General features: G+C 60.2%; 18 protein-coding genes, 5 pseudogenes and 1 other annotated feature. Of the genes and pseudogenes, 15 read left to right on the forward strand and 8 right to left on the reverse strand.

Annotation, left to right across the window (positions count from 1 at the left end):
- The first annotated feature begins 114 nt into the window (after positions 1–114).
- The 4 genes and pseudogenes from ACVWW3_RS38150 to ACVWW3_RS38165 all read left to right on the forward strand — a co-directional run.
- Complete coding sequence (locus tag ACVWW3_RS38150; RefSeq protein ID WP_456651284.1) at positions 115–1,671, forward strand: ISL3 family transposase; 1,557 nt, start codon at positions 115–117, stop codon at positions 1,669–1,671.
- A 551-nt stretch (positions 1,672–2,222) separates the two neighbouring features.
- Positions 2,223–3,551 carry a type II toxin-antitoxin system HipA family toxin gene (locus tag ACVWW3_RS38155; RefSeq protein WP_456651283.1) on the forward strand — a complete coding sequence of 443 codons (1,329 nt, stop codon included), beginning with the start codon at positions 2,223–2,225 and terminating at the stop codon, positions 3,549–3,551.
- Between the two features lie 119 nt (positions 3,552–3,670).
- Positions 3,671–3,877 (forward strand): helix-turn-helix domain-containing protein, encoded by a 207-nt coding sequence (locus tag ACVWW3_RS38160; RefSeq protein WP_456672368.1) that lies wholly within the window; start codon positions 3,671–3,673, stop codon positions 3,875–3,877.
- A gap of 2 nt (positions 3,878–3,879) precedes the next feature.
- Positions 3,880–4,107, forward strand: a pseudogene (locus tag ACVWW3_RS38165) (dihydrodipicolinate synthase family protein); the annotation flags it as partial.
- A 263-nt stretch (positions 4,108–4,370) separates the two neighbouring features.
- Here ACVWW3_RS38165 and ACVWW3_RS38170 read toward each other — a convergent pair.
- Positions 4,371–4,832 (reverse strand): annotated as a pseudogene (locus ACVWW3_RS38170) (exonuclease domain-containing protein); the annotation flags it as partial.
- Between ACVWW3_RS38170 and ACVWW3_RS38175 the strand changes: the two are divergent.
- Positions 4,803–5,483: a ThiF family adenylyltransferase gene (locus ACVWW3_RS38175; RefSeq protein ID WP_456672369.1), complete on the forward strand. Its 681-nt coding sequence runs from the start codon at positions 4,803–4,805 to the stop codon at positions 5,481–5,483. The pseudogene ACVWW3_RS38170 and the gene ACVWW3_RS38175 overlap by 30 nt on opposite strands.
- Positions 5,423–5,734, forward strand: coding sequence for a DUF6527 family protein (locus ACVWW3_RS38180; RefSeq protein WP_456672449.1), 312 nt, complete (start codon positions 5,423–5,425; stop codon positions 5,732–5,734). Before ACVWW3_RS38175 ends, ACVWW3_RS38180 begins: the two co-directional genes overlap by 61 nt.
- Positions 5,735–6,167: 433 nt before the next feature.
- Here the strand turns inward: ACVWW3_RS38180 and ACVWW3_RS38185 are convergent, their stop codons facing one another.
- From ACVWW3_RS38185 to ACVWW3_RS38195, 3 genes are all read right to left on the reverse strand, one after another.
- Positions 6,168–6,746 carry an anthranilate synthase component II gene (locus ACVWW3_RS38185; protein ID WP_247439017.1) on the reverse strand — a complete coding sequence of 193 codons (579 nt, stop codon included), beginning with the start codon at positions 6,744–6,746 and terminating at the stop codon, positions 6,168–6,170.
- The gene (gene pabB, locus ACVWW3_RS38190) at positions 6,743–8,137 is read right to left on the reverse strand and encodes an aminodeoxychorismate synthase component I (RefSeq protein WP_456651281.1); all 1,395 of its coding nucleotides are present in this window, start codon (positions 8,135–8,137) and stop codon (positions 6,743–6,745) included. Before pabB ends, ACVWW3_RS38185 begins: the two co-directional genes overlap by 4 nt.
- A gap of 97 nt (positions 8,138–8,234) precedes the next feature.
- Positions 8,235–8,561, reverse strand: a complete 327-nt coding sequence (locus ACVWW3_RS38195) for a Dabb family protein (RefSeq protein ID WP_247302589.1) — start codon at positions 8,559–8,561, stop codon at positions 8,235–8,237.
- Between the two features lie 978 nt (positions 8,562–9,539).
- On the opposite strand from ACVWW3_RS38195, the gene ACVWW3_RS38200 reads away from it, so the two are divergent.
- From ACVWW3_RS38200 to ACVWW3_RS38225, 6 genes and pseudogenes are all read left to right on the forward strand, one after another.
- Positions 9,540–9,887 (forward strand): DUF3551 domain-containing protein, encoded by a 348-nt coding sequence (locus ACVWW3_RS38200; RefSeq protein ID WP_456651280.1) that lies wholly within the window; start codon positions 9,540–9,542, stop codon positions 9,885–9,887.
- Positions 9,888–10,966: 1,079 nt separating this feature from the next.
- On the forward strand, positions 10,967–11,839 hold the full coding sequence (gene panB, locus ACVWW3_RS38205; RefSeq protein WP_456651279.1) for a 3-methyl-2-oxobutanoate hydroxymethyltransferase: 873 nt from the start codon (positions 10,967–10,969) through the stop codon (positions 11,837–11,839).
- Between the two features lie 14 nt (positions 11,840–11,853).
- Positions 11,854–12,705, forward strand: a complete 852-nt coding sequence (gene panC / locus ACVWW3_RS38210) for a pantoate--beta-alanine ligase (RefSeq protein ID WP_456672450.1) — start codon at positions 11,854–11,856, stop codon at positions 12,703–12,705.
- Between the two features lie 382 nt (positions 12,706–13,087).
- A pseudogene (locus tag ACVWW3_RS38215) lies at positions 13,088–13,254 on the forward strand (IS701 family transposase); the annotation flags it as partial.
- Positions 13,255–14,016: 762 nt separating this feature from the next.
- The gene (locus ACVWW3_RS38220; protein WP_456651278.1) at positions 14,017–15,153 is read left to right on the forward strand and encodes an MFS transporter; all 1,137 of its coding nucleotides are present in this window, start codon (positions 14,017–14,019) and stop codon (positions 15,151–15,153) included.
- A 557-nt stretch (positions 15,154–15,710) separates the two neighbouring features.
- Positions 15,711–15,818, forward strand: coding sequence for a hypothetical protein (locus ACVWW3_RS38225; RefSeq protein ID WP_249812805.1), 108 nt, complete (start codon positions 15,711–15,713; stop codon positions 15,816–15,818).
- A gap of 200 nt (positions 15,819–16,018) precedes the next feature.
- Here ACVWW3_RS38225 and ACVWW3_RS38230 read toward each other — a convergent pair.
- A pseudogene (locus tag ACVWW3_RS38230) lies at positions 16,019–16,198 on the reverse strand (IS21 family transposase); the annotation flags it as partial.
- A gap of 499 nt (positions 16,199–16,697) precedes the next feature.
- Positions 16,698–18,262: pseudogene (locus ACVWW3_RS38235) on the reverse strand (S10 family peptidase).
- Between the two features lie 589 nt (positions 18,263–18,851).
- Between ACVWW3_RS38235 and ACVWW3_RS38240 the strand changes: the two are divergent.
- From ACVWW3_RS38240 to ACVWW3_RS38250, 3 genes are all read left to right on the forward strand, one after another.
- On the forward strand, positions 18,852–19,112 hold the full coding sequence (locus ACVWW3_RS38240; protein WP_456651276.1) for a hypothetical protein: 261 nt from the start codon (positions 18,852–18,854) through the stop codon (positions 19,110–19,112).
- 87 nt (positions 19,113–19,199) lie between these two features.
- Positions 19,200–20,434, forward strand: a protein-coding gene (locus ACVWW3_RS38245) for an IS3 family transposase (RefSeq protein WP_456651275.1) whose coding sequence is annotated in 2 segments (ribosomal slippage) — positions 19,200–19,491 and positions 19,491–20,434 — 1,236 coding nt in all. Because the reading frame shifts where the segments join, the coding sequence is not laid out codon by codon here.
- Positions 19,484–19,600, forward strand: a sequence feature (AL1L pseudoknot). It overlaps the preceding gene by 117 nt.
- A gap of 138 nt (positions 20,435–20,572) precedes the next feature.
- A complete protein-coding gene (locus ACVWW3_RS38250; protein WP_456651274.1) occupies positions 20,573–21,421 on the forward strand; it encodes a DUF4238 domain-containing protein in 849 nt (282 codons plus the stop codon).
- Between the two features lie 33 nt (positions 21,422–21,454).
- On the opposite strand, the gene ACVWW3_RS38255 is transcribed toward ACVWW3_RS38250, so the two are convergent.
- Entirely contained in the window at positions 21,455–22,357 is a 903-nt protein-coding gene (locus ACVWW3_RS38255) for a nucleotidyl transferase AbiEii/AbiGii toxin family protein (protein ID WP_456672451.1), read from the reverse strand.
- 18 nt (positions 22,358–22,375) lie between these two features.
- Positions 22,376–23,065: a type IV toxin-antitoxin system AbiEi family antitoxin domain-containing protein gene (locus ACVWW3_RS38260; RefSeq protein WP_456672370.1), complete on the reverse strand. Its 690-nt coding sequence runs from the start codon at positions 23,063–23,065 to the stop codon at positions 22,376–22,378.
- Positions 23,066–23,067 lie beyond the last annotated feature (2 nt).

The following is a 23,067-nucleotide window of genomic DNA, read 5'->3' on the forward strand; positions in this document are numbered from 1 at the left end:
TGGCGCGGAGCGCCTCGTGGAAGGCTGGGTGTGACTAAGCGTCCAAGAGTGGCTCTGACTCATTTCTGATGAAGTTCGCCGGCGACTGTGGTTCTTCAACGGAGAATCGGCGCCATGCGGACAGGCTTTCGAATTTCATCGCTCGTACCGAGTGGTTTGGTGTTTGATGGCGTAAGTGATTCAGAGGATTCGGTTATTCTGGCTGTTCGGTCAGAGGCTACGGAGGCCCAGTGCCCTTTGTGCACGACAGCATCGCGCCGAATCCATAGCCGTTACATCCGGCACGTGGCCGATTTGCCATCAGCGGGCAGAAAGGTGCGCCTCCGATTGCTCACGCGGCGCTTCACATGTGAGGTGCCGCATTGCCGCCGGCGGATATTCGCAGAGCGGTTCGGAGAAGACATCGTCTCGCTTCGATGGCGCCGGACGGCACGGTTGGAATACATCGTCCATCACTTGGGGTTGGCGCTCGGCGGCCGGCCGGCGGCAACCTTCGCCAAGCGGCTCATGCTGCCTGTCAGCAACGATACCTTGCTACGGGTGGTCCGCCGGCGGGCGGCGATCTCGGCAGATCCGTTGCTTGTTGTGGGCATCGATGACTGGGCGTTCCGGAGAAACCATCGATACGGGACGATCGTGTGCGATTTGGAGCGTCGGCGGATCGTTACCCTGCTGCCCGACAGGGAAACTGCGACCGTTCGGGCGTGGCTATCGAAGCACCCAGCGATCAACATTGTATCGCGAGATCGCGGTGGTGGATACGGCGAGGCAGCAGCCAAGGCGCTGCCGAACGCCATCCAAGTCGCCGACCGCTGGCATCTGATGGAAAATGCGAGCGCGGCCTTCCTTGATGCGGTGCGACGCTCCATGAACAGAATCCGAACCGCAATCGGAGCGACGACGATCGACCCGGAATTGCTGACCTGTGCGGAAAAGCTGCGCTATCAGGGCTATCTGCGGCGCCAGGACAGCCATGCCGTAGTTACGGCTCTCGTCAGCGACGGTGTGCCGCTCAAGGAGATCGTCCGCCGCACAGGACATAGTCGCAATCTGGTTCGCCAAATTAGCCGCGGCGGCGGTACGGATATGTTCCGCACCCGTCAAAGCACCCTGGACGGGCATCTGCCGTTCCTGGACACGCAGTGGTCAGGCGGCTGTCGCAACGGTGCCGAACTCTGGCGCCGTTTGAAGGGACAAGGCTTCAAGGGATCGCTGCGCGTGGTGGCGGAATGGGCGACGCGACGGCGGCGTGCCGAGACTATCAACCATCAACAATTGCAGAAGGTGCCCGCCGCCAGGACCATAGCGCAGCTGATGACGACGAAGCGCGACCACCTAACCAGGGCGGAGACCGTCACGCTTGCGGTCATCGAACAAAACGTTCCTATGCTGGCCGATGCCCAAGCTCTTGTTGGCCGCTTCCACGCGATGATCCGAAAAAAGGCCGAGATGGAGCTCGAACCTTGGATTGAGGAATCCAAGCGGAGCCTCATTGCCTCGTTCGCGAATGGAATCGCCAACGATAAGGGCGCGGTGCACGCCGCTATTACGCAAGCATGGTCCAACGGCCAAGTGGAAGCGCAGATCACTAAGCTCAAGCTGGTCAAACGGCAGATGTACGGGCGCGCTAAGCTCGATCTCCTTCAGGCAAGGCTGATTGGCGCGCCATAAAAACAATCACGATCATCGAATATGCGTCAGAGCCCAAGAGTGACCCCGCCACCGCTATGCAGATCAACAGCTTAGCTCGTCGATCGGCGTCGGGACCCCACGCCGATTAACAAGTAGCGCGCTGCCGATGCTGCGATCGGCGCAAAGATAAGGAATAGAAAGACGAGCAAGGGCTTCTTCAACGGAGGTCGGCGCAATGGGGCGATAAGCCACAGATATAGTTCGCAACGACGCCGGCGCCATCATCGGCTGCGTCGCTTCAGCGGTAGCCGCGACGCTTCAAGGAATCCTGTTCGCCACCTTCAGTGCCGGCTACCTAGTGGCATGGGTGGTCAGGAGCCAAGGCAAGGAAGCGCATCTTGCCCGTCCCCTGCATGATTTCTAAAAATCTTTGGCACCTCTAGAGCGAGGGAGTGGATCAGTTCCGTGTCTATTTCAATCATACCACTGTAAGGGGCGTGTTAGGGCGCTACTTGCTTTTATAAACCCATTAAATTGGGTTGATATCTCGCTGAAGTTAAGTTATACAGCCCATAGAATGGATTGATAACATGGACCTTACGATCCAGATCTACTTCGACAGGGAATGGCACGACGCGGCGATCGTGAGCCTCGCCCACGAGGATAGCGGCTACAAATCGCCTTCCAGGACCGGATACGAAATCGAGTATTTCGGGGAGTTTGGAGCCATTCCACTGGCCGAAGATAGGCCGGTGCGGGACCTTCGTGCCTACTCGGTGGTTGCTCCGATCGATCTCAACGACCGGTCCGCGGACACTTGGCCTGCCTTCCTTCTGGACTTGATTCCGCAAGGCCGGCAGGCGAAGCGGATCGCCGAATTCCTGAAGATTCCTCCTGACGCCCCGTCCTCTCAAATCGAACTTCTCAAGAGGTCGGCCGGATCTCCGGTGGGCAATCTGCGCATCAAGGAAGCTAACGCGCTCGAAGCCGAACGCGTCCGCAAGATGCGAAAGGTAGGCGTGACGATGGATGCAATCCTTTCGCGCGATCCTACCTTCCTGGAAGTGGCTGACCACTTTTCGATGCTCGCCTCCGGATCCAACGGTCTTCAGGGCGACTGGCCGAAAGTGGCCATGACGCGTTCGGCGGACGGGCTCTGGTATCCGAACTCGATGGTCGAGGATGGGGACGCGCGGGAGTTCGTCATCGCGAAGCTCCTGCGAAGCAGCGAGGCCACCGACAAACGAATTCTCGAGGCGGAGGCCGGCTACTCGCAGGTCGCCAAGGAATTCGGACTGGACGTGCACGGGACCGACGTCTATGGCGACGGCGTCCTCGTGATTCCGCGTTTCGACCGCGAAGTCGGAAAGGACGGTCTCGTCCGGTTCGGGCAGGAAAGCCTCATCTCGGCACTCGGCATCGCGGAGTTCGGCGTGAGAGGCCGCCACGAAACGTACCTGCGATTGATACAGGACGTCTCCGCGGAGCCTTTTTTGGACACGGTCGAGTACATCTTGCGCGATATGTTGAATCTCGCGATGGGAAATCCAGACAATCATGGCCGCAACACCGCGCTGCGGAAGTTTCCGGACGGTACCGTGCGTCTTTCTCCGCTGTTCGACTTCGCGCCGATGAGGATCGATGCGGCCGCCATTCCCCGGGCGACCATTTGGGAATGCATGAGGATGGTCAACCGGGACACTAATCCCGATTGGCGCGAAGTCTGCGAGGCCGTCGCATTGCCGGCGGTCCCCGCGGAGGATCTGATGGAAGCGCTTGCCGCGAAGGAAGCCGCGCTCCGCATGCTTCCTGCAATGGCGAAGCGAGCCGGCGTGCCGGATTCGGTGATCGAGCACGTCATCGTCAAGCACGAAGAGATGGCGGATGGCGCGGCGGCGCTGAAGAACGTTCCCACTTAGGGGTGAAACACATGTCCAGATGGCGCAAACCGACTAGAGACGAGATACGTGAACGCCGAGCCGCGGTCGCCGCGAAGGCGCGGTCCGGCGAATTGAGGCTGCCGCACGCGGTGGCGGAGATGCGCCACGCGCTCGGGCTAACGCAGCCGGAGTTCGCGAAAATGTTCAAGCTGACCGTACGGCAGGTGGCCGACATCGAACGCGGCCAAGCCAACCCGACGTCGCAAACGCTTCAGAAGATCGGTCGTGCATTCGGATTTCAGATCGGCTTCGTTCCGACGAAGAGCGTCGCTCCGAAGGTCGTCGAGAGGGATGAGGAACCTTAGGAATTTTCGCTTTCTATCAGAGCGTCTCCGACAAGATCGCAATTCCGATCATGGTGCAGGATGCGCCGGCCAGCGGAACCAGATGTCCGCGGCGTTCCTGGCCCGGATGGCTAAAGAGATTGAGAACCTCGCCTACTTTAAGATCGAGACGCCTTTTCGCTGCTGCGAATCTGCGCGACCTCATCGCGGTTGGCGACGATGCGATCGAAGGCCCCCGGGACGTCGAGGAGCCGCGGAAATCGAAGTAGGCGAAAGCCTCCTCGTCTCTGACGAAATCGACCACGGAAGTTTTGGACGAGAAGCGGAGAAAGGCCGACCACAGTTCGGGTGCGCCGCTCCGAACCAGTCGGCATAGTCCGAGCGTCGCATCGACGTCGCGGGCGGCGTCGCGCGCCTTGCGGGGCGCGATGCCGTTGGCGGCGGCGATCGGGCCGAGTTTGTAGACGTGCGCGCCGTCTGTGCCAACGCCGGGACGGATCACGGAGGGGTGAAGCGTTCCCGCGGCGCGCAGGAGATTGAGAACGTCCGCGCGAGCGTTTTGGTTCGTGTTGGTCAGAAATACCGGATGCAGGCGCTGGTAGCACGCTTGGCGAAGGAACTCCTCGTCGAATGAAATGTAATTGAAGCCGAGGAATACGGCGGGAGACCACGACGAGAGAACGCGGGCGATCTCGCAGACCATGTCGTAGTGGGTTTGCCGAGACATGTCCGTCGCGTTCGCGAGCGATGTTCCCGTGAGATGCAGCGCTTTCGGCGACGGTGCGACTTGAGGCATCAACCTCGATCGCGTCTCGAACCGCTCGGTCTCGACGAGATCGACATCCGTCCTCACGGCCGCGAACTGAAGAATTTGGTCGAAGCGCTTGTTCAGACCGGTGGTCTCGACATCGTAAGAGACGAAGGCCAGGGCCGCAGCGTGGTGATCATGCACACGCATCCCTTCGAGTCGGGGCATCCACGCTTCTCCCAGGTCGATGACGAAGGCGAGGTGGCGCTCGCCGACTATCTGCGGCGTCGGGCTCCTGCCGGCGATCACCTGACGCTGGTGCCGGGCCCGGGCGGCTGTCGCGCACGCCGGATCGGCACGACCGAGGAGGTGCCGACCTGGGAAGTCGGTGAGCGACTGGTCTTGCTGTCGCAAGGCGGAGCCGCGGAGCCCGATCAAGCTCGCTACGACCGTCAGGTTCGCGCTTTCGGCGCCGACGGGCAGCGCGCGATCTCCTTGCTGAAGGTGGGCGTGATCGGCCTGGGCGGCACGGGATCGGTGTTGATCCAACAATTGGCCCGCCTCGGCGTCCGCGACTACGTCCTGATCGATCCCGACGCGGTCGAAAGCACGAACCTGAACCGGCTGGCAGGAGTCGGCGCGGCTGACGTTGGCGCCGCCAAGATAGCTGTCGCGGAGAGGGAAATCCGGGCATGCTCGCCCAAGGCCCGGGTGCACGGCGTGAGAGCCGACGTAGTCGATCAGAGCAGCGCGGACGAGCTGACCGGCGTCGACTTCATCTTTCTCTGCACCGACTCGCATGCGAGCAGGGCCATCGTCTGCCAGCTCGCCTATATCCCTCGGTTTGGCGCGACGGAGGCTGCCGAAGTCATTTCATAGTCTGGCGCGGCCACGTTCTCTGGTGCGATCGCTTCGAAGAAGGCAATGTCGAGCCGAGCTATGAAGCCGCGGCGATCGAACGCCGGGTTCTCGGAGCGCTCCGAAAGCATAAATTGCGTAGCGCGGAGGAGGTGGCCGTCGAGCTCGACGAGATTCCTTGGGAAGTGGCAAGAGCGGGACATGCGCTTGCGTGCCGCAGACTGGCGGTCTGCGGCTCGGGCAGGCAGCGCGATTGGTTCGCCTTGTCCTAATACCGGGCCGCCCGACCAAATAGGGTATCCATCAACCGGGATAGCAAAATCACCAGACATCTCCTCCCTCGACGGATAGGGAGACTATTGTTGCGGCGGCGCGCGCCGCGCGAAACCATGGAGGTTGACCAGCCAGCCAGCCGCCGCAATGGATGCACCAATTCTTCAGGCGGTCGTCGGAAAACTCTTCGATAATCTGTACGACTCGCTCCTGTCGGGCAGAATTCCACTTACCGTCCTGTGCAGATTTCCGGGACCGGCTCTCTTTGAAGATGATACCGTCCGCTGGTACAGTTCGGCCGAACCTCGGCGCCGAGCCGGGCCACAGACGCCGCAAATGAACCGCGGCTCGATGTCCGACAGCCGCATGTCGTCGGGCCAGCGATCGACCGGAAGCGCCACGCTATGGCTGCACCAGTCCTCTACGGCCGCCTTAAGAAAGCTCTGCAAGCCGTAGGAAGTTTGCGAACAGTACGTCCCCTTGCGGGGTGAGTATCGACTCCGGATGGAACTGCACGCCATATGTTGGTTGATCGCGATGGGCGAGGGCCATGAGCTCCCCATCATCCGAGAGCGCTGTCACCGTGAGGTGACGGGCAGATGACGGATCCAATTCGACGATAAGCGAATGGTAGCGCCCCACACAAAGTGGAGACGGTAGTTCTTTGAACAGCCCGCCGCCTTCATGTGTGACATACGAGGGCCGACCGTGCATAGGATGACGTGCGCGCGTTACGCGTGCGCCGAACACGGTCCCAATGCACTGGTGTCCGAGACAAATCCCGAGAATTGGCACCTGACCCGAAAGTTCACGAACGACGGCTGTCGATATTCCAGCCTCAATTGGAGTGCACGGACCGGGGGAGATGACAACCGCGCGGGGCCTGAGGTCAGCAAGTTCGCTCACATCCATTGCGTCGTTCCGGACGACACGTGTTGCTGCACCAAGCTTGCGAAAATATCGCGCAATGTTGAAGACGAAAGAGTCGTAGTTGTCGATAATGACAATCAAGATGCACCGGCGTCTTCAGCAATGAATGCGCGAAAAATGCGCTCTGCTTTTGCAAGGCTCTCCTCATATTCGGCGGCCGGATCGGACATTGCCGTTATCCCGGCACCTGCATGGAAGACGGCCTGGCCGTCGTCGATCGTTACGGTGCGAATGGCAATATTTACATCCATATGTCCATTGAATCCTATGTAGCCTATGGCCCCGCAATGCACCTCTCGCGCCACACGCTCGATATCCAAGATAATTTCCATCGAGCGTACCTTGGGAGCCCCGGTAACTGAGCCGCCGGGAAAGCAGGCCCTAAGTAGGCCCACGGCATCCTCTCCGTGTACTAGCTCACCCGTAACGACGGACACGAGATGGTGCACCGAGGCATAGGACTCGAGATTGCATAAGGACGGGACGTGGACTGATTCAGGCGTGCAAACGCGCGAGAGATCATTGCGCAGGAGGTCGACGATCATGGTGTTCTCGGCGCGGTCTTTCTCAGAATCTACCAGCGTCTCAGCGCGACGCCGGTCTTCCTCGCAATCAGCGGAACGCGCCACCGTCCCCTTGATAGGTCGCGTTTCGACCTGTCGCCCGTCAAGCTTTAGGAAACGCTCGGGCGAGCTCGATGCAATGGTGAGCTTGCCATACCGAAGAAGGGCGGCAAAGGGAGCCGGATTCATTTTCCGCAGCTGACAATAGAAGGCTATCGGGTCGAACGAGTTCGCCAGGCGAGCGCTGAAGCGCTGCGCAATGTTGACCTGGAAGGCGTCACCCGACAGAATGAGATCAATCACGCGCTGTACCGCCGCGATGTATCCCTGGCGACTGAAGTTTGAATGCCATGAGCCGGCCTCGCCTGGTGTAAAATCAGGAGGAGGGGCTGAGACTGTAAGCAGCCCAACAAATTCTTCGGCTCTTTGGCGAGCTCTCTCACGCCGGCGAACTGGATCCTGCTCCGGCCACCCGGTAGAAAGGATCCAGCATCTATCATGGCGGTGATCGAAGCTTATCACGACATCGTAAAGATGTAGCAGTGCCTGAGGCAAGCGATGCCCCCCGATGGTCGGCACCGGCAATCGCTCCAGCGTCCTGTTCAGCTCGTATCCAAAAAAGCCGGCGGCGCCGCCCTGGAATGTCGGGAGATCGGCGCGATATATTTGCGGATAGTTGGCTAGCAGAGCGCGAAGTGCCGCCCACGGATCGCCCACAATGGACTCTCCGTTGCAAATACCTCTCCCGTCCGCGATTATGTAAGTGCTGAAGGGATCGCACGTCACATACGAGTACTGCCCGAGCACCGCGTGTCTCGATGCGCTATCCAGGAACGTGAGGTGCCTCCGATGCGCGAGGCGTCGCATGGCTGTGACGGGCTCAATCCACTGCAGTTCCAATACATGCATTAGTCTGTCGCTCAGCGATACATGGCCGATTGTAATCCCGTCCGGCGAAGGCGTGCCTCATGGGCACCCAAAAACCCCTACGTGCCTGCCAGGTTAATTACGCCCGCGGGTAGGGCCTGCCAAATGGCTCCGCATCTGTTGACATGCTATAATCGGCCGCGAGACGTAGCTCTCGGAGCGGTCTTACCTGCCGGATCGACTCCTGGTAAAGCTCGTGCGCTTTATAGGCTTCGAGTTCGACTTCGTCGTCGAATTCACCGTAGACGATCACGTCAATTTCGTTGCCAAGCCGGTCGCTCTTGCGGTTGCGAGCGACCTCAAGCCGGCGTGCGTGCGGGATTTTGGCGAGAACGGAAAGGCCGTCGACTATTTTGTCGACATGCGCCTTATCCTTTGCGGTGAAGAATACGATGTGTCGAATCATAGATGACCGTCGGTAATCGCGAACATTGCGGTTTGACTTCGCCCAAAGCGACAGAAGCCCCATCGCAAAGTCTGCAAGGCTCGGGTAGCCGCTCAGATGCCACTGCACGGCAGGCTCCCTGCACGATCGCGCTGGCGGGTGTTTAGCTCGATTCTTCCTCCGCTATTACGCAAGGTAGACATGTCTGAGACGAATTTCTGCATCGAAGTAAGGAACCGCCTGATTATCAGTCGCTAGGACAACTTAGAAGCTTCCGTCGACGGTCATTAGCTTCGCGCGGATCTCGTGCACGAAACGGTCTCACTTGCAGGATGGCCGCATAAGAACTGCAGCAAAATGCGCTCTTTCGTTGAATACAGGCTGGGTCATAAAACAGAAGGGGGAAGGCCGCCGCCAGCCCCTGAAGCGTTGACATCGACACGTGACTTCAAGGTTGAATCCGCTCTTCGGCTGATCACCGCAGAGAGATCGATCGTGAAACTCTTTCATCGCGGAACGTGGCGATAGTCTCAGCCATACATGGCGCCTGGGAGGAGCTTATCGTTGCGGCGCTGCTCGTCGCGAAGCAACGAAGAAAAGGTAGTACCTGGTGCACATACTTGCCTGGAGGCGCTTTCAGCGCGCAACTGCATCGCACCGGAAGGCTGCGCTCCCTTCCGGAAAGTCGCTGAAATGCTGCTCCGCCTTCGCCGAAGTTCTGGCAAAATGGCCGCCCCAGGTGCCGCGGTTCTGATCGAGCACTCTTAGACTGCCTTCACTTGAACCGCGTCGCTTGCATGCGCGTGAAAGCCCAACGCGCTGGTACTTCGGTGGATGCGATCGCCCAGGGAAGCGCGGCTGCCATTTGCTTGATCAACATCAATAGATGTAATTCGATGGTCTATCCTTAAGCAAAGCCTAGCGGAGGCAAGTCATGCGCAATCTGCTGTTTGTCGCTGCTAGCACTTGCCATGCTAGTTGGCTTTGTCTCGCCTTCGAGTGTACGTCCTACGACCCGCTTGGCAGGACGCTCATTGTCTGCAAAGACCGTATCTGGGGTATCCTGGCAACTGCCAGTTCTCGTCATTTTGTCAGTGCATGGCCACTGCATCGGGCACGGAGGTATTGCGGTATCGACCTGACCTACGCATTAGCGCGGCGGGTAGAACGATCGCGCTGACAACCAGTACAAGATGCCACGAAAAGGCGCACAACGGGAATGCGGGGTGTTGTTACGAAAAATCGTGTCTTCGACGAATAGTAGTGGTCTTTGAACGTGTGCAGCAGAAGCTGCCGACCCCGCAATGGCGGCCGCCGTTAGATTGCGACCGCACTACTGCTCCTTAACCCCGCTTAGCCCTTTTTGCATCGCATGACTTGGCTGGCCGTGTCAAACCCTCGACGCTTCGATGGCCTGACGCTTGGGGTGCCATGGCTGCTGCGAATTGAGCAGCAAGCGGACGGCCAGCGCACCGGCGCCTCAGGTCAGCGACGCCTCTAAGCGGCTCGCCTGACAAGTCTGTACGCTCGGGTTATCCACACGCCATCGAATTAGCGGCGGCAGACGCGCGTCTGCATAGCTTTCACGATCTGCCGCGCTGGAAAGCACTCCCATGCTTGCATTTGACGAAGGCGGGGCGGTCCCTCCGAGCTCGTTTGAAGGATTTCATCGCGGAATTACGCCCAAACGCAATTTTCGGCCGACAGGCAATGGTTCATCGAGCCAATCGATCGCGATATGCCGCTACAACAGAGGGTGAGCGCGAGGCCTGTTTCGGGAGCTGGAAAATGCCAAGTATCCTGGAGAAGGGATTGGAGCAGGGCATGGTACGCAATTTCTATCAGCTCTGTATGGGGAAGTATGCCGGAGCGTTGATTCAGCGCAGCAGGTGTGAGCGGCAACAAATCCTCTGGCTGCAGTTGAACTTGATGAGACTCGGAAACGAACTCGCTCGGGTAGAGTATTGCCTCCGGGGCAGAGCCAGCCAGTCCGACATGCAGGAGTTGCGGTTAAGACAACGCCGCACGCAAATTGCGTCAGAATGATCGCATCGGCGCGCCCTGAGGCCCAGCGTGACGCAAGGCGCTTCCAAATGACAGTTTGAATCTGGGGAGTTCTTGCTTGATGGTCGGGCGACCATTGGATTTTTTATGCACGCGCCCGCTACTTTGGAGACGTATGTTTCCCTTTCATGGTTGACAGTTTTCACTCGTCCGCCATAGAAAAAGGGTGGTCCCCCGGGGATGCGCACAATACTCAACGGCTTCGGTCGCAAGAATCGGATTACCGTTCGCCTAGCTTATTCGGTGACGCGGGAACCTCGCAGGGCCGTGGCTTCAAAATCGTAGGCGACCAGGTGAGATCAAATCAGTATCGCTTCGAGCTGCGAAATCGACCTGAGGCCATCTGACGGAACGGATCGAAAATGAGCCACGCTTCGGAAGTGTCAGTTGAGCGGATCACGATTCCAATCCTGCAGCGGTGGAAGCAGGAGCGGCGGCGTGTCGCCATGACCACCGCCTACGATGCGGTTACGGCAGGCATCGCTGACCCCATCGTCGACATCATTCTTGTCGGCGACAGTGTTGGCAATGTCTGCCTCGGATTCGACAACACGTTGCCAGTCAGCATGGCGATGATGAATCATCATCTCGAAGCTGTTGCGCGCACAAGGCCCCGTGCCCTGCTCGTGGCCGATATGCCGTTTCTTAGCTTTCACCTCAGTCCGGAGGAGACGATACGCAACGCCGGAGGGTTCCTGCAGCGAGGCGCAGATGCAGTGAAACTCGAGGGCGGAGCCAAGCGCGTGGAAATGGTGCGTGCCCTGGTCGATTGCGAAATTCCCGTCATGGGCCACCTCGGCCTCACCCCGCAGAGCGTCAATATCCTGGGCGGATTCAAGGTGCAGGGCCGGAAAGCCGATGATGCTTTGCGGCTGCTTGATGACGCTCACCGTCTGCAGGAGGCCGGATGCTTCGCGTTGGTGCTTGAAGGCATTCCGGCCGAGCTGGCTCAGCGAGCGACCGAATCGCTGTCGATACCAACTATTGGAATCGGCGCGGGTCCCGGGTGCTCGGGCCAAGTGCTCGTATTCCATGACGTGCTGGGGCTGACCGAAGGTCATCGGCCCAAATTCGTTCGCGCCTATGCAGATGGTTTTCAGCTGTTGCAGGAGGCGCTGTCGCGCTGGGCTACCGATGTCCGCAGTGGAGCGTTCCCGGCGCCGCAAGAGTCCTATCGGCTTCCTGAAAGCCTGGGCAACATCATCGCAAACTGGGCTCCTCCCAACCCAACCTGATGTAAGGTGCCATGATGCAGACGATTATGACGGTCGCCGAGCTTCGTCGTGAGCTCGCGAAGGCTTGCAGCGCGGGCAAACGCGTCGGGCTCGTGCCGACAATGGGCTATTTGCACGATGGCCATCTGGCCCTGGTCAAGGCGAGCCGAGCGCAATGCGACGTCACCGTCGTTAGCATCTTCGTCAATCCGACTCAGTTCGGACCAAACGAGGATCTCAGCCGCTATCCTCGCGATTTCCTGCGCGATGAAAAATTGTGCCGCGATGTCGGCGTTGCGATTGTCTTCGCGCCGGGTGCGCAGGAAGTCTATCCGGCTCAATTCGAGACCTTCGTCGAACCGGGCGAATTGGGGAAGCCACTATGCGGGGCTTTCAGGCGGGGGCATTTTCGCGGCGTCGCAACCGTCGTATGCAAGCTGTTCAACATGGTGCATCCGGACGTCGTGTTTTTCGGGCAAAAGGATTTTCAGCAATGCGCGGTGGTGCGCCGCATGGCAACTGATCTCAATCTTCCCATCGAGATCGTCACCGTGCCAACCGTTCGGGAACCGGACGGGCTCGCGATGAGCAGTCGCAATCGGTATCTCAGCGAGGAAGAACGTCGGCGAGCCGTTGCCATCAGTCGTGGGCTGTTCGCCGCGGCGGATGAGTTCCGCTCAGGAGCGCGCGACGTGGACAAGCTGATTGCGATCGCCAAGCGGCATCTTGAGACAGTTGATCGGCTGCAATACCTTGAACTTGTCGATGGTGATACGCTGAAGCGTGCCGCGAGTCCGCTGCGGCTTCCGGCGGCGCTCTGTGCCGCGGCCTACGTCGGTTCGACCCGGCTGATCGACAATGTACTGCTCGCGTTGCCAACTCTGTAGCGCAATTCAAAACCAAATCGATAAACTGTTTTCTTTTTATCCGTTTCGCCGGCGTCGTCCGTGTAACCCTGGGAGTTCCGACGCAGCCGCCCCTCGCGTTCGCCACGGCAAGATTTATCGCCGGGGTAGGGCGAAGTGGTCGAAACTAATGCGCACGTAGCCCGCGTCGACCAGGGCTTCCGCGATCAATTCCGACTGAAAATGACGCACGACTTCTGGGGCAGGGCGTTTTCGCCGATCTTGCACTGATGCTTCTTGAAGGAGGGAATATGCGCGTAACCGAACACCGGACAAGCGATCCGGACGGAGTTCGATGCATTTGGCCACCGTGTCTAGCACTACAGTTGCAATTTTCGGGGTGGTTCTGACTCTATGGGCGACCATGATTCGGGACTTGATGATTGGTGGAGCGTCGGTCGAGGATACGCAACGCTGTGGGCTTCTTTGTTGCGGCGGGCCAAGCAACGGATTCGTCCGCTGTTTACGGAGGAGCGGGTCGCGATCTCGGCGGGGCAGTTTCTCGATGGACGTTGGGGCAACGAGCCGCGCATCCCTCCCGCACACGGAGAAGCATCAATGCCGGTCCATGTGCGCGGCCAATTCGATGAAGAAGTCGTCAATCGCGAGCAGTGGCGGGGGCGTTGACAAAGACGATGAGCCTAGCAGGCACATAAGCCTCTGCGTGCCTTCCATGATCAAAGTGCTTATGTCGGCGTCTACACCGCGATGTCGGTTGCCACAAGCTTTGGCAGGCTACGCAAGCCCAGAGTAACCGGGTTGCAAACCCATCGCCTCGCATTGAGACCGATTGGGGTCGGCAGATGGAATTCATCTCGTTGTCATCTTTGCGACTGAGCCATATTGATTTGTCGCGGATATGACTAGGAAAGGCGAGGCCGCGTTGGCGCGCTGAAGGGCGCCACGGAATCGTAATACGCGGTCTCGAGGCGCACTCGGGTGCTTCGTGCTCCTTCAGTGCGCGACCGCGCTCATCACTCAGCAAGTAACAAGCTTGTTGAGAGCTCCCAACGCTCCGTGCCTAGCCGGCACAGTTGCCCGATCGTATTGAGTTCGGATCGAGATGTCACGTGCGTTTTCGCGGTGGCATCGTACTTGCAATCAAAGATGTCGTCGCGGATCGAACTAGAGTGACGATCGACGCGATCCGATATCACGCGCTGAACCGTCCGGCATGGCGGATCGCGCCAACAAACGATGTCCTCTCGACCGCCGAACCTGCGCACTCTCTGTCGCTCGGGAGTCCGTTGCTGGTACAGCGCCCGCGGGTCGTCTATCAATAAGGTGCCTGTCATGGCGTCTGCTGGTCAATCATCCTCGCGGTTAGCAACGCGTCTTGCATTCTTCGTTCCCGGGGTTGGCTTCGGGGCCTGGGCCCCGCTCGTACCATTTGCGAAAGACCGGCTGGCGGCCGATGACGGCGTGCTTGGCCTACTATTGCTCTGCCTGGGTGCTGGATCCATCATCGCGATGCTTCTGACCAGTGTTTTGAGCGCCCGCTACGGCGTCAGGCTGATCATTCTTGTGGGTGGGCTTAGTCTCGCGCTCATCCTGCCGTGCCTCACGACAGCTAGCAGGTTGGCGTTCGGCGTCGCGCTATTCGCCTTAGGCGCCTCGATAGGCTCGATGAGCGTGGCCGCGAACATTCATGCGATCGAGGTGGAGCGCACGGCGGGGAGCCCGCTGATGTCCAGCTTCCACGCTCAATTCAGCATTGGGGAACTTGTAGGGTCTGCAGCCATGACCGCTTTTCTCTCGCTGCAGATTGACGCATTTGTTTCGACGGTGGTCTGCTCGGGATTGATAGTGATCGCGATCATGCTGGCGTGGCCGCGATTGGTACCAACGGCGCAGGCGGACCAGGGACCGTCGTTCGTTCTGCCGCGTTCCATCGTGCTCCTTCTAGCCACGATTGCGGCGATCGCCTTCCTTATCGAAGGCGCGATGCTCGATTGGGCTGCCTTGTTGGTCGTCGGCGCTGGTCTTGCTCCAAAGACGCAGGGCGGCTTAGCGTATGTACTGTTCTCCATAGCCATGACGGTGGGACGCCTTGCTGGCGACGCCGTCGTCGAACGCGCCGGGGACCGCGCGACACTTATGTTCGGAAGTCTACTGGCCTTGGCAGGTTTCGGAGCTCTGCTGGCCGCACCGGTAGCCGTCATCGCCATGATCGGCTTGCTGCTCATTGGTCTTGGCCTATCGAATGTCGCCCCGATTCTGTTCCGGCGCGCCGGCACGCAGGAGGCGATGCCCGTTGGTCCGGCGATTGCCGCGATCACGACGATTGGTTATGCCGGAATTCTCATCGGACCGGCTGGTATGGGGTTCCTGGCCAAGTACGTGGGACTGCCGGCCGCATTTGGGGTCCTAGCCGGGCTCATGTGCCTCGTCCTGCTCTTGGCGCCGATCGTGACAGCGAACACACGGTGAATGCGTTTGAAACGTGACAGGCGAAAGAGAAGTTTCGATCGTGGCTTGTCTCTGATCGAGCAGACGGCAATGAGTTGGCTAGCTGATATCTGCCTGGCGCCGATGATCGGCTACTTTTTGCTGGTTCCAAAGCGGTGCGCTTCTCCGGAAGTGCTTCAAGCCCGGCGATTGGTCGTCCGCGCTCTTCCGGAGATCTGCCTTCATTCCTATAATGGGTCGCTCCGCCGATCGACCGTTCCAGCCAACGCTCTTGCAAAAGGCGGTGATTGCTTCAATCTTCTTGCACCCGCGCCGTGAAATAGCAGTCCAAGAAAGTTCAGTTGAGATAGATCAAATCGCAGCTGAATTGCTGGACATATAAACACCGATCGCAAACGCTATCTGGGCCGCGTGATCACAGCAGCAGGCTATGTCAGCTGGGAGGAGTTCATGGCCGACCAGGGGCGACTGGCAGATAACGTCTGCCCCTATAAGGCGGGACACTCTGGCGTTCCGCGCAAGGAGCAGCCCTGTTACAACGAATTGCGATCTGCGGCCGTTGCGGACGGCGCATGAGCATGCGCTACACGGGCCCGAATGCCGATTATCCGGTCTATTGCTGCCGTTCAGATCGGGATCAGCAAGGCAGTGCACTTTGCCAGGAAGTCCGGACCTTTGGCGGTTGACCCGCTGGTTGAGCCGGTGGTCCTCGATGCCGTGGTGCCGGATCAGATTGAGATCGCACTCGCGGCGGCGGGCAAACAGGAGAGCCGTCAGCTCGGGCGCCAGGCGCTTCGGGTGGAGCGCGCCCGCTACGAGGCCGAGCGGAACCGTCTTGTGGCGCGCTCGCTTGAGCGTGTTTGGGAAGAAAAGCTGCGTGTCGTCGAGACGGTCGAGTAGCAGGATCGGTCATCCCCTCCGGAAGCGGCCAACTTGACCCAGCAGAGCGGGCGCGGCTCAGATAGCCGTACACCGCGCCGTTGCTGACGCCGACGCTCCGTGCGAAGGCCCGCTCCGGTGCGCCTTGAACATGCTTCAACCGAAGGACTTCCTTGATCCGGCGCATCGACAATCTCTCGGGTAGGCATTGGGCTTCCTCGTTAACGACGAGGTCATCCCTAAGCCGTAGAGTTGTCGGCCGAAGCGGCGCAAGCCTCCGAAAACCTTGCTCACGATCCCGCGAAATCGTTGCTCACCATCGTCTGAAACCTCTGCTCACGATCCCCTGAAATCCGCGCTCACGATCCTGCGAAACGCGCACGCGTTGGATTTGGCTCGCGCCGATAAAGACCAGATGCTCCTGCGTTCCGAATGGATTCTCACTATCAGCGCTTCCAAGAGGAAGCGCTCAGTTGGCCAAGAAGCAATCTGGGATGAAGAACGTGGCCGCGCGCGTGGAGCACTGCCAGCTGGCTATTTGCCCCCCGGTGACGCCGCTAAAGAAGCCGGCAAAGACCGGTCAGCCCAAAATCTCGAAAAATCGCAAGCTGGCGCTAGGATTTCAGTTGCGGTCTCCCGCTGAGAAAGCGGTGACATACGACACACCCGAGCGCTTACTTGTGACTTTATTTCGCCACCGGCTTCATCATCGCTTCGACTTCTGCGCGAAAAGCCTGGCGCGACGCATCACGCGAGTAGAACATGTGGCCGCCCGGATAGACCGCGAGCTTGATGCGCGGCGCCGCAGCAAAGGCGGGCAACTGATCGAGCACAAGCTGCGAGGCGAAATAGGGCGTGGCGAGGTCGAACAGGCCGTGTCCCACCAACACTGTCATCTTCGCGTCCGTCGCAAGGATCTGGCGCAACTCAAACAAAGAGTGCGGGGGGCTGACGCCGAAATCCCAGGCTCGCCGAACCCCGGCGTTGCTCAGCTCATAGGAGCCGTCCGGCCGCCAATTCAGCTTGCGCGTGAGGAGATCGACGGCGGCGCTGGTCAGGGGCGCCAGAAGCCTGTGATGGGAGGGATCGCCGAATCGGAGGCTCCCGAAATCCGGATAGGGATCGAAGCCACGGACGGAAGCATCGAAGCGGCCGGCCACCCAGCCGTTGTTGCGGTCGAGCTCGCGGCGGAAGTCGCCGACATTGAAGCGGCCCGCGAGCCTGCGGCTCACGGCCTGGTCGATGCAAGTTAGCGCGGCGACCTTGTCAGCCAGCCGCGTGGTCGCCTCCTTGTCCACCTTGCCTTTGACGAGGTCGGTCAGGAACTCGCCGCGCGCGTAAGCTTCGACGTCGGCGAGATCGGTCCGCTCCACCGGTCCCTTGGCTCCGCGCACCGTCGCGACATAGCTCGGCAGCGTTGCGACGTATTGAAGAAGACTCGTGCCAGACTCGCCGTAGTCAAATACGGGTGAGATCATGATCAGGCCCTTGACGCCGACGCCCTGCTGCATCTGCAACTGGCGCACCACCTTTGGCCCGCGAATACCGCCATAGCTTTCGCCCGCGACATATTTTGGCGACAACATCGGTCGTGCTTCTCGAGCCAGCGGCGGATCACCAGAGCGAGCGCGTTGACATCGCCGTCCACGGAAAAGAACTGCTTGCGGACATCCTCGCCGGTAGCTGCGAAGCGGCTATAGCCGGTCCCGACCGGATCGATAAAGACGAGGTCGGTGAAATCGAGCCAAGTCTCCGCATTGGGCTTCACCTCCGGAGAGGTCGATGGTGTGACCTCGTCGGCATTGATCGGCAGCCGCCAAGGACCGGCACTGCCGAGCTGTAGCCACGCCGACGATGCACCAGGCCCGCCGTTGAAGAAGAACGTGACGGGGCGTGTGGCGCGGTCGCCACCGTCGAGCTGATAGGAGGTGTATGCGATGTCGGCCTGCGGCTCGCCCTTGTCGTCGAGCAGGCGAATGGAACCTGCGGTCGCCGCGAATTCGAGCGTCCGACCCGGCAGCTCGAGCGTTTGCCTGGTGGTGGAGTCCGGCGGAAGGCGATGCTGCTCGGCCGCTAACGGCGTGCCAGGTGTTTGGCCGGCGCGCGCGCCGGGACTGCCCTTCTGGTCGGCCAGCGTCGTGGCCTCGGGGCCCGACGGCGGATTGTCGGCGAAAGCGCTACCCATCGTGCCACAGGCAAACAGGGCCAGCGCAACAGCGGTGCGGCGCAGCACGATCCTATCGAAGTCCATCGAGTCTCTCCCGCCCGGCGCACTTTCGGCCCGGCTACACTTGGCGCGCAGGAGGCGCGTCTCCCAACAAGGCCCAAGCACTTAGCTGACAATCGAGGAACACCAAACCCACCAAGTCCGGTAGTATCCAGCTCTCGCCCTCACGGCAGCAGCGCCAGTCAGGAGACGTGCTTGCAGACGGCAATCACTTGTCGATAAAATGGATGACTTACGAGCGTTCGGCGCACGCTGTATCAGAACAACTGAATCTCGTGTCAATCGAAGCGCTTGATTGCGAGAGTTCGACGATAACCGAGCTTCCGTGCCCCGAGCGCTGACCGCAATTACGTCATCGATTGCAAATTTGCCCCCGCATTGCCTCATCAGGAACGTTACCGGAGAACAGACCGTCAGGATTGGGGGGCGATTTCGAATCGGATCGGTGTCGCGATGGCAGGACGGACCAGCATGGGTGCGCGGCGCGAGATCACGGCGGCAGTGGTAGACCGCTATCGATCTGCAGGGCGGGCAGATCAGGGGCGCACTCTCGACGAACTTTGCGCGGTGACGGGCTGGCATCGCAAGCACGCAGTTCGGGCGCTTGCCAGCCATGTCGCGATTTCGCCGGAGGCCCGGCGGCAGCCGAAGGCCGACCTATGGCGCCGTCAGGGATGCGCTGGTGGCGCTGTGGGAAGCTTCGGATCGGATCTGCGGCAAGCGGCTCAAGGTCATGATTTCCACGTTGCTGCCTTCGCTGGAGCAGCATGGCCGGCTCAATCTCGATCAGGCGACCAAGCGCTGGTGCTCGGCGTCAGCGCAGCCACGATTGATCGCCTCCTGCTCGGACCAAAATTGTCGCGGCCGGCGGTAAGCGCCGGCGGGTCGGCTTTCGACGGTACGGCGTAAAGTGAACCGCCCCGGGTTTGCCGGAGGCTCCAACTCCTGAGAGGATGGAGCCATGACGAGCAGGACGACAAACAAGTTTTCACCCGAGGTCCGGACCCGAGCGGTTCGGATGGTTCTGGATCACGCCAGCGAGCACCCGTCACGCTGGGCGGCAGTGATGTCGATCGCGGCCAAGATCGGCTGCACGCCGCAGACGCTGCATGACTGGGTCAAGAAGGCCGAGATCGATAGCAGGCAGCGGGCCGGCGTTCCGACCGACACGGCCGAGAGGCTGAAGGCGCTCGAACGAGAGAACCGCGAGCTTCGGCAGGCCAATGAGATCCTGCGCAAGGCAAGCGCCTATTTTGCGATGGCGGAGCTCGACCGCCGGTCCAAGCCATGATCGCCTTTATCGAGGATCATCGTGGGGCGCATGGGGTCGAGCCGATCTGCAAGGTGCTGCCGATCGCCCCCTCGACCTACCACTCCCATATGGCCAAGCGGCGAGATCCCGCCAGGCTGTCGGCGCGCGCCCGGCAGGATGCTGCGCTGAAGATCGAGGTCCGGCGCGTCTTCTATCAGAACTTCGGCGTGTACGGCGTGCGCAAGGTCTGGCGGCAGCTCAAGCGTGAAGGGTTCGATGTTGCCCGTTGTACCGTGACGCGATTGATGCGGGACATGGGTCTACAAGGGGTCATCCGCGGCAAGCCCGTCAAGACCACGATCAGCGACAAGGCCGCGCCATGCCCGCTGGATCACGTCAACCGCCAGTTCAAGGCGCCGAGGCCGAACGTCCTCTGGCTCTCCGACTTCACCTATGTCGCGACCTGGACCGGCTTCGTCTACGTCGCCTTCGTCATCGACGCCTATGCCCGCAGGATCGTGGGCTGGCGAGCCTCGCGCACGGCGCATGCAGGCTTCGTGCTCGATGCGCTGGAGCAGGCATTGCATGATCGACGGCCGGTCCATCGTGGCGGGCTCGTGCATCATAGCGACAGGGGTATGAGCCAATACGTATCCATTAAGTACACCGAGCGCCTGGCCGAAGCCGGCGTGGAGCCCTCTGTCGGCAGCGTCGGAGATTCCTATGACAATGCTCTCGCCGAAACGATCAATGGACTTTACAAGGCGGAGGTGATCCATCGGCGCGGACCATGGCGCAGCTTCGAGGCCGTCGAGTTCGCGACGCTGGAATGGGTGGACTGGTTCAACAACCGAAGGCTCCTCGAGCCCATCGGCAACATCCCGGCGGCCGAAGCCGAGCAACGCTACTACGCCATGATGGAACACCCCGCCATGGCGGCATAACTTAAACCAAGTGGCCTCCGGCAAACCCGGGGCGGTTCATAATCCGACGGCCCGAGTTTCTCGATCCGCGCCGAATTGACAGCGACTTGCTGATGGCGCCACCGGCCGCCGCATCTAGCACCTAGGGCGACCGGCACGATGTCAGTTCCCAAGCGCCATCACTATGTGCCGCAGATGATTCTGAATGGGTTCACGGACTCGGATGGATGGTTGCACTGGTGCCGCCACCGCGAACGGCCCGCCACAATCCGGCGGGCAAGGCCGAGCGAGTTGTTCCACCAGAACCATCTGTACAGCACGCTTTCTCAAACCGGGACCAAGGATCCGGCGATGGAGCGCGCCCTCTCGCTCCTCGAGAGTGAAGCCGTTGGCGTTGTGCAATCCATTCTGGTACCGACACGAGAGGGCCGGCTCCCTGTTCTCTCACTCGAGCAGAAGCGCCTTTGGTACATGTTTTTCCTGACCCAGTGGCGGCGCACTCCGGAGACGCAACGTGCTAACGTCACCGATGCCGAAGCGCTACGAATGGTCGAGGAAATACTCGACGAGTTGCGCCAGGCTGTGCCCCATCGACTTGACGAAATCGAAGCGTTGGCGACACCCAAAGCCAAGGCTCGAACACTGCGCAACGTTCGAGTTCAGACACTGGGAGAACCCAGCGCGGAGGTGATGCGGGTGCTCGAACGGCGCGGCATCGCCATACTGCGCATTACGCAGCCGAAGAAAAGCTTCATCATCGGTAGTCGGCCGGTCGTGAAACTCACCGGGTACGATCGCACCGACCTCAACGATCCGAACGTGGAGATGTGGCTTCCGATCGCCTCGGATGTTGCTGTTGGAGTCGGCCAAGGCGACGGGAGCGTGAGTCTGCACCATACAGTCGATGAACGCCCTGTCCGGCAGCTCAACATGGCGATAGCGCGTCAGAGCAGTACGATCGCGGCCGGTTCAGCAGTGCTGGTAAAATCCATTGCCAACGCGCGCTGAACCGGACCTGGTTGGAAACGCCGAATGGCACCTTCAACTCCAGGCCCCGCCATCCGGGTCCCATCGGCCCTTGGCACCTTCGGGCACCGCGAGACCGGCGATCACAGGGCCAAGAAAACGTTGCAATTCCACCTGAAGCTCTGGGAAAGAAGGCGGCTGAATAGTCGGCGGATTCCGACGAAGAAAGCCAGTCCAGAGACCGCGATCGGCGGCGATCGCCGCGAATGCCCCGGTCAAACCGACAGGCATCTCAGTCGGGATAGCAGTCTCTCGGCGCCGGAGCGTACCGCCGACGGCCTCCACCAGCTCGGGCAGTTCGAACCCGAATGTGCGGAGCGTGACCCAAATGTCGTAGAAGTCCTTGATCCGCCCATTCGCTGCCCCGAAGCGGATCATCGCTTCCAATTTCTCTGCGATCACAGTCTCGGGCGGGTACATGAGAATGTTCGCCGCCGGAAGGTTCGGCAGAAGGCAGGGGAACACCCTGCGCTCCGGCGGTGGGTAGACATGATCGCCAAAGCCGATATCAACCTGAACGGGGATCACTGCCTTGGCCAGCTCTCCCTTCAGGCTCAGGTGAACGCCCTGGTACTTGTCATCTTCACGCACCTGCTCGACCGTGAGGGTGGCCGGATCAAAGATGATGCCGTCATCGGGCGCTTCGACCTGACAGATGCGGGTGAAGAGCTCAACGATGGCGCCGGGCTCGGGGTCGCCGTGGCCGAGCAGGTCGAGATCACCGGTTGGCCTGAAGACGTGTTCAGGCCAAGTCACGAACAGCATCGCGCCCTTGAGCATATAGCGCTCGGCCGCTTCCGTCAGGCTGAGGCGGAAGAGCAGGCGCTCGATCGCGTAACGCGTCAGGATGCGCTGGTAGACGTCACCATGTTGCTTGGTATGCTGAAGCAGGCGGTCCCCTGATTGAAGCGGCAGGATTCTTGAGAATCTTGGCCATCATTGCATCGCCTTGATGTAGGGCTCGATCCGCGCTGTAACCCGGTCGATGCCAGCGTACTTCATGAGCTCACTTGGCGTGGTCCTTCGTTGCCGCAGAGCGTCTCGGAGCGCTTCGATTGCGACGTCCTCGCCGACGTGACGGCGATGTTTGAAGCAGTCGACAACTGTTTTCGCGACGCCATAGATTGGCACATCGACGCCTTCGACCCGGATGTGCTCGACCCCCGCCGTCAGGACATCTCCAGTCGCCCGAACGATCTCGAGTCGCAGGCCTTGGGCGTTCGGCGTACGTGCCTTGTGTGGTATGGTCATCCACACGGCGTGTGGCAGCTGAGTCGTCAGCTCATGACGGCGAAGCGCACTAACGAGGCTGACGACGCCGTATGGTACAAGGCGTGCGGCTTCCGCGAGATCGTGTGCGGTGTCTTCGCCGACTCGTTCAGGGTCTTGGTAGAGACCGCGTCCAAGACGGACGATATCGCCGGCGTCGGTAAGGCGCTTCAGGTAGCTGAGCGGGATGCCCGCCGCCGTGAAGTCGCGGGCACGCGCGATCCCGCGGTCTCGGATGAGACGAAGGGCGGTCTCGCGATGGGTCATACGATTTCCAGCCATGTTGTTATCTATTGTCGGCAAAAATTTAGATTTGTCGACAAAAAATGACAGTTGGGAAAACTCAACTGATGTCATAT

Source organism: Bradyrhizobium sp. LM2.9, from assembly GCF_054056555.1.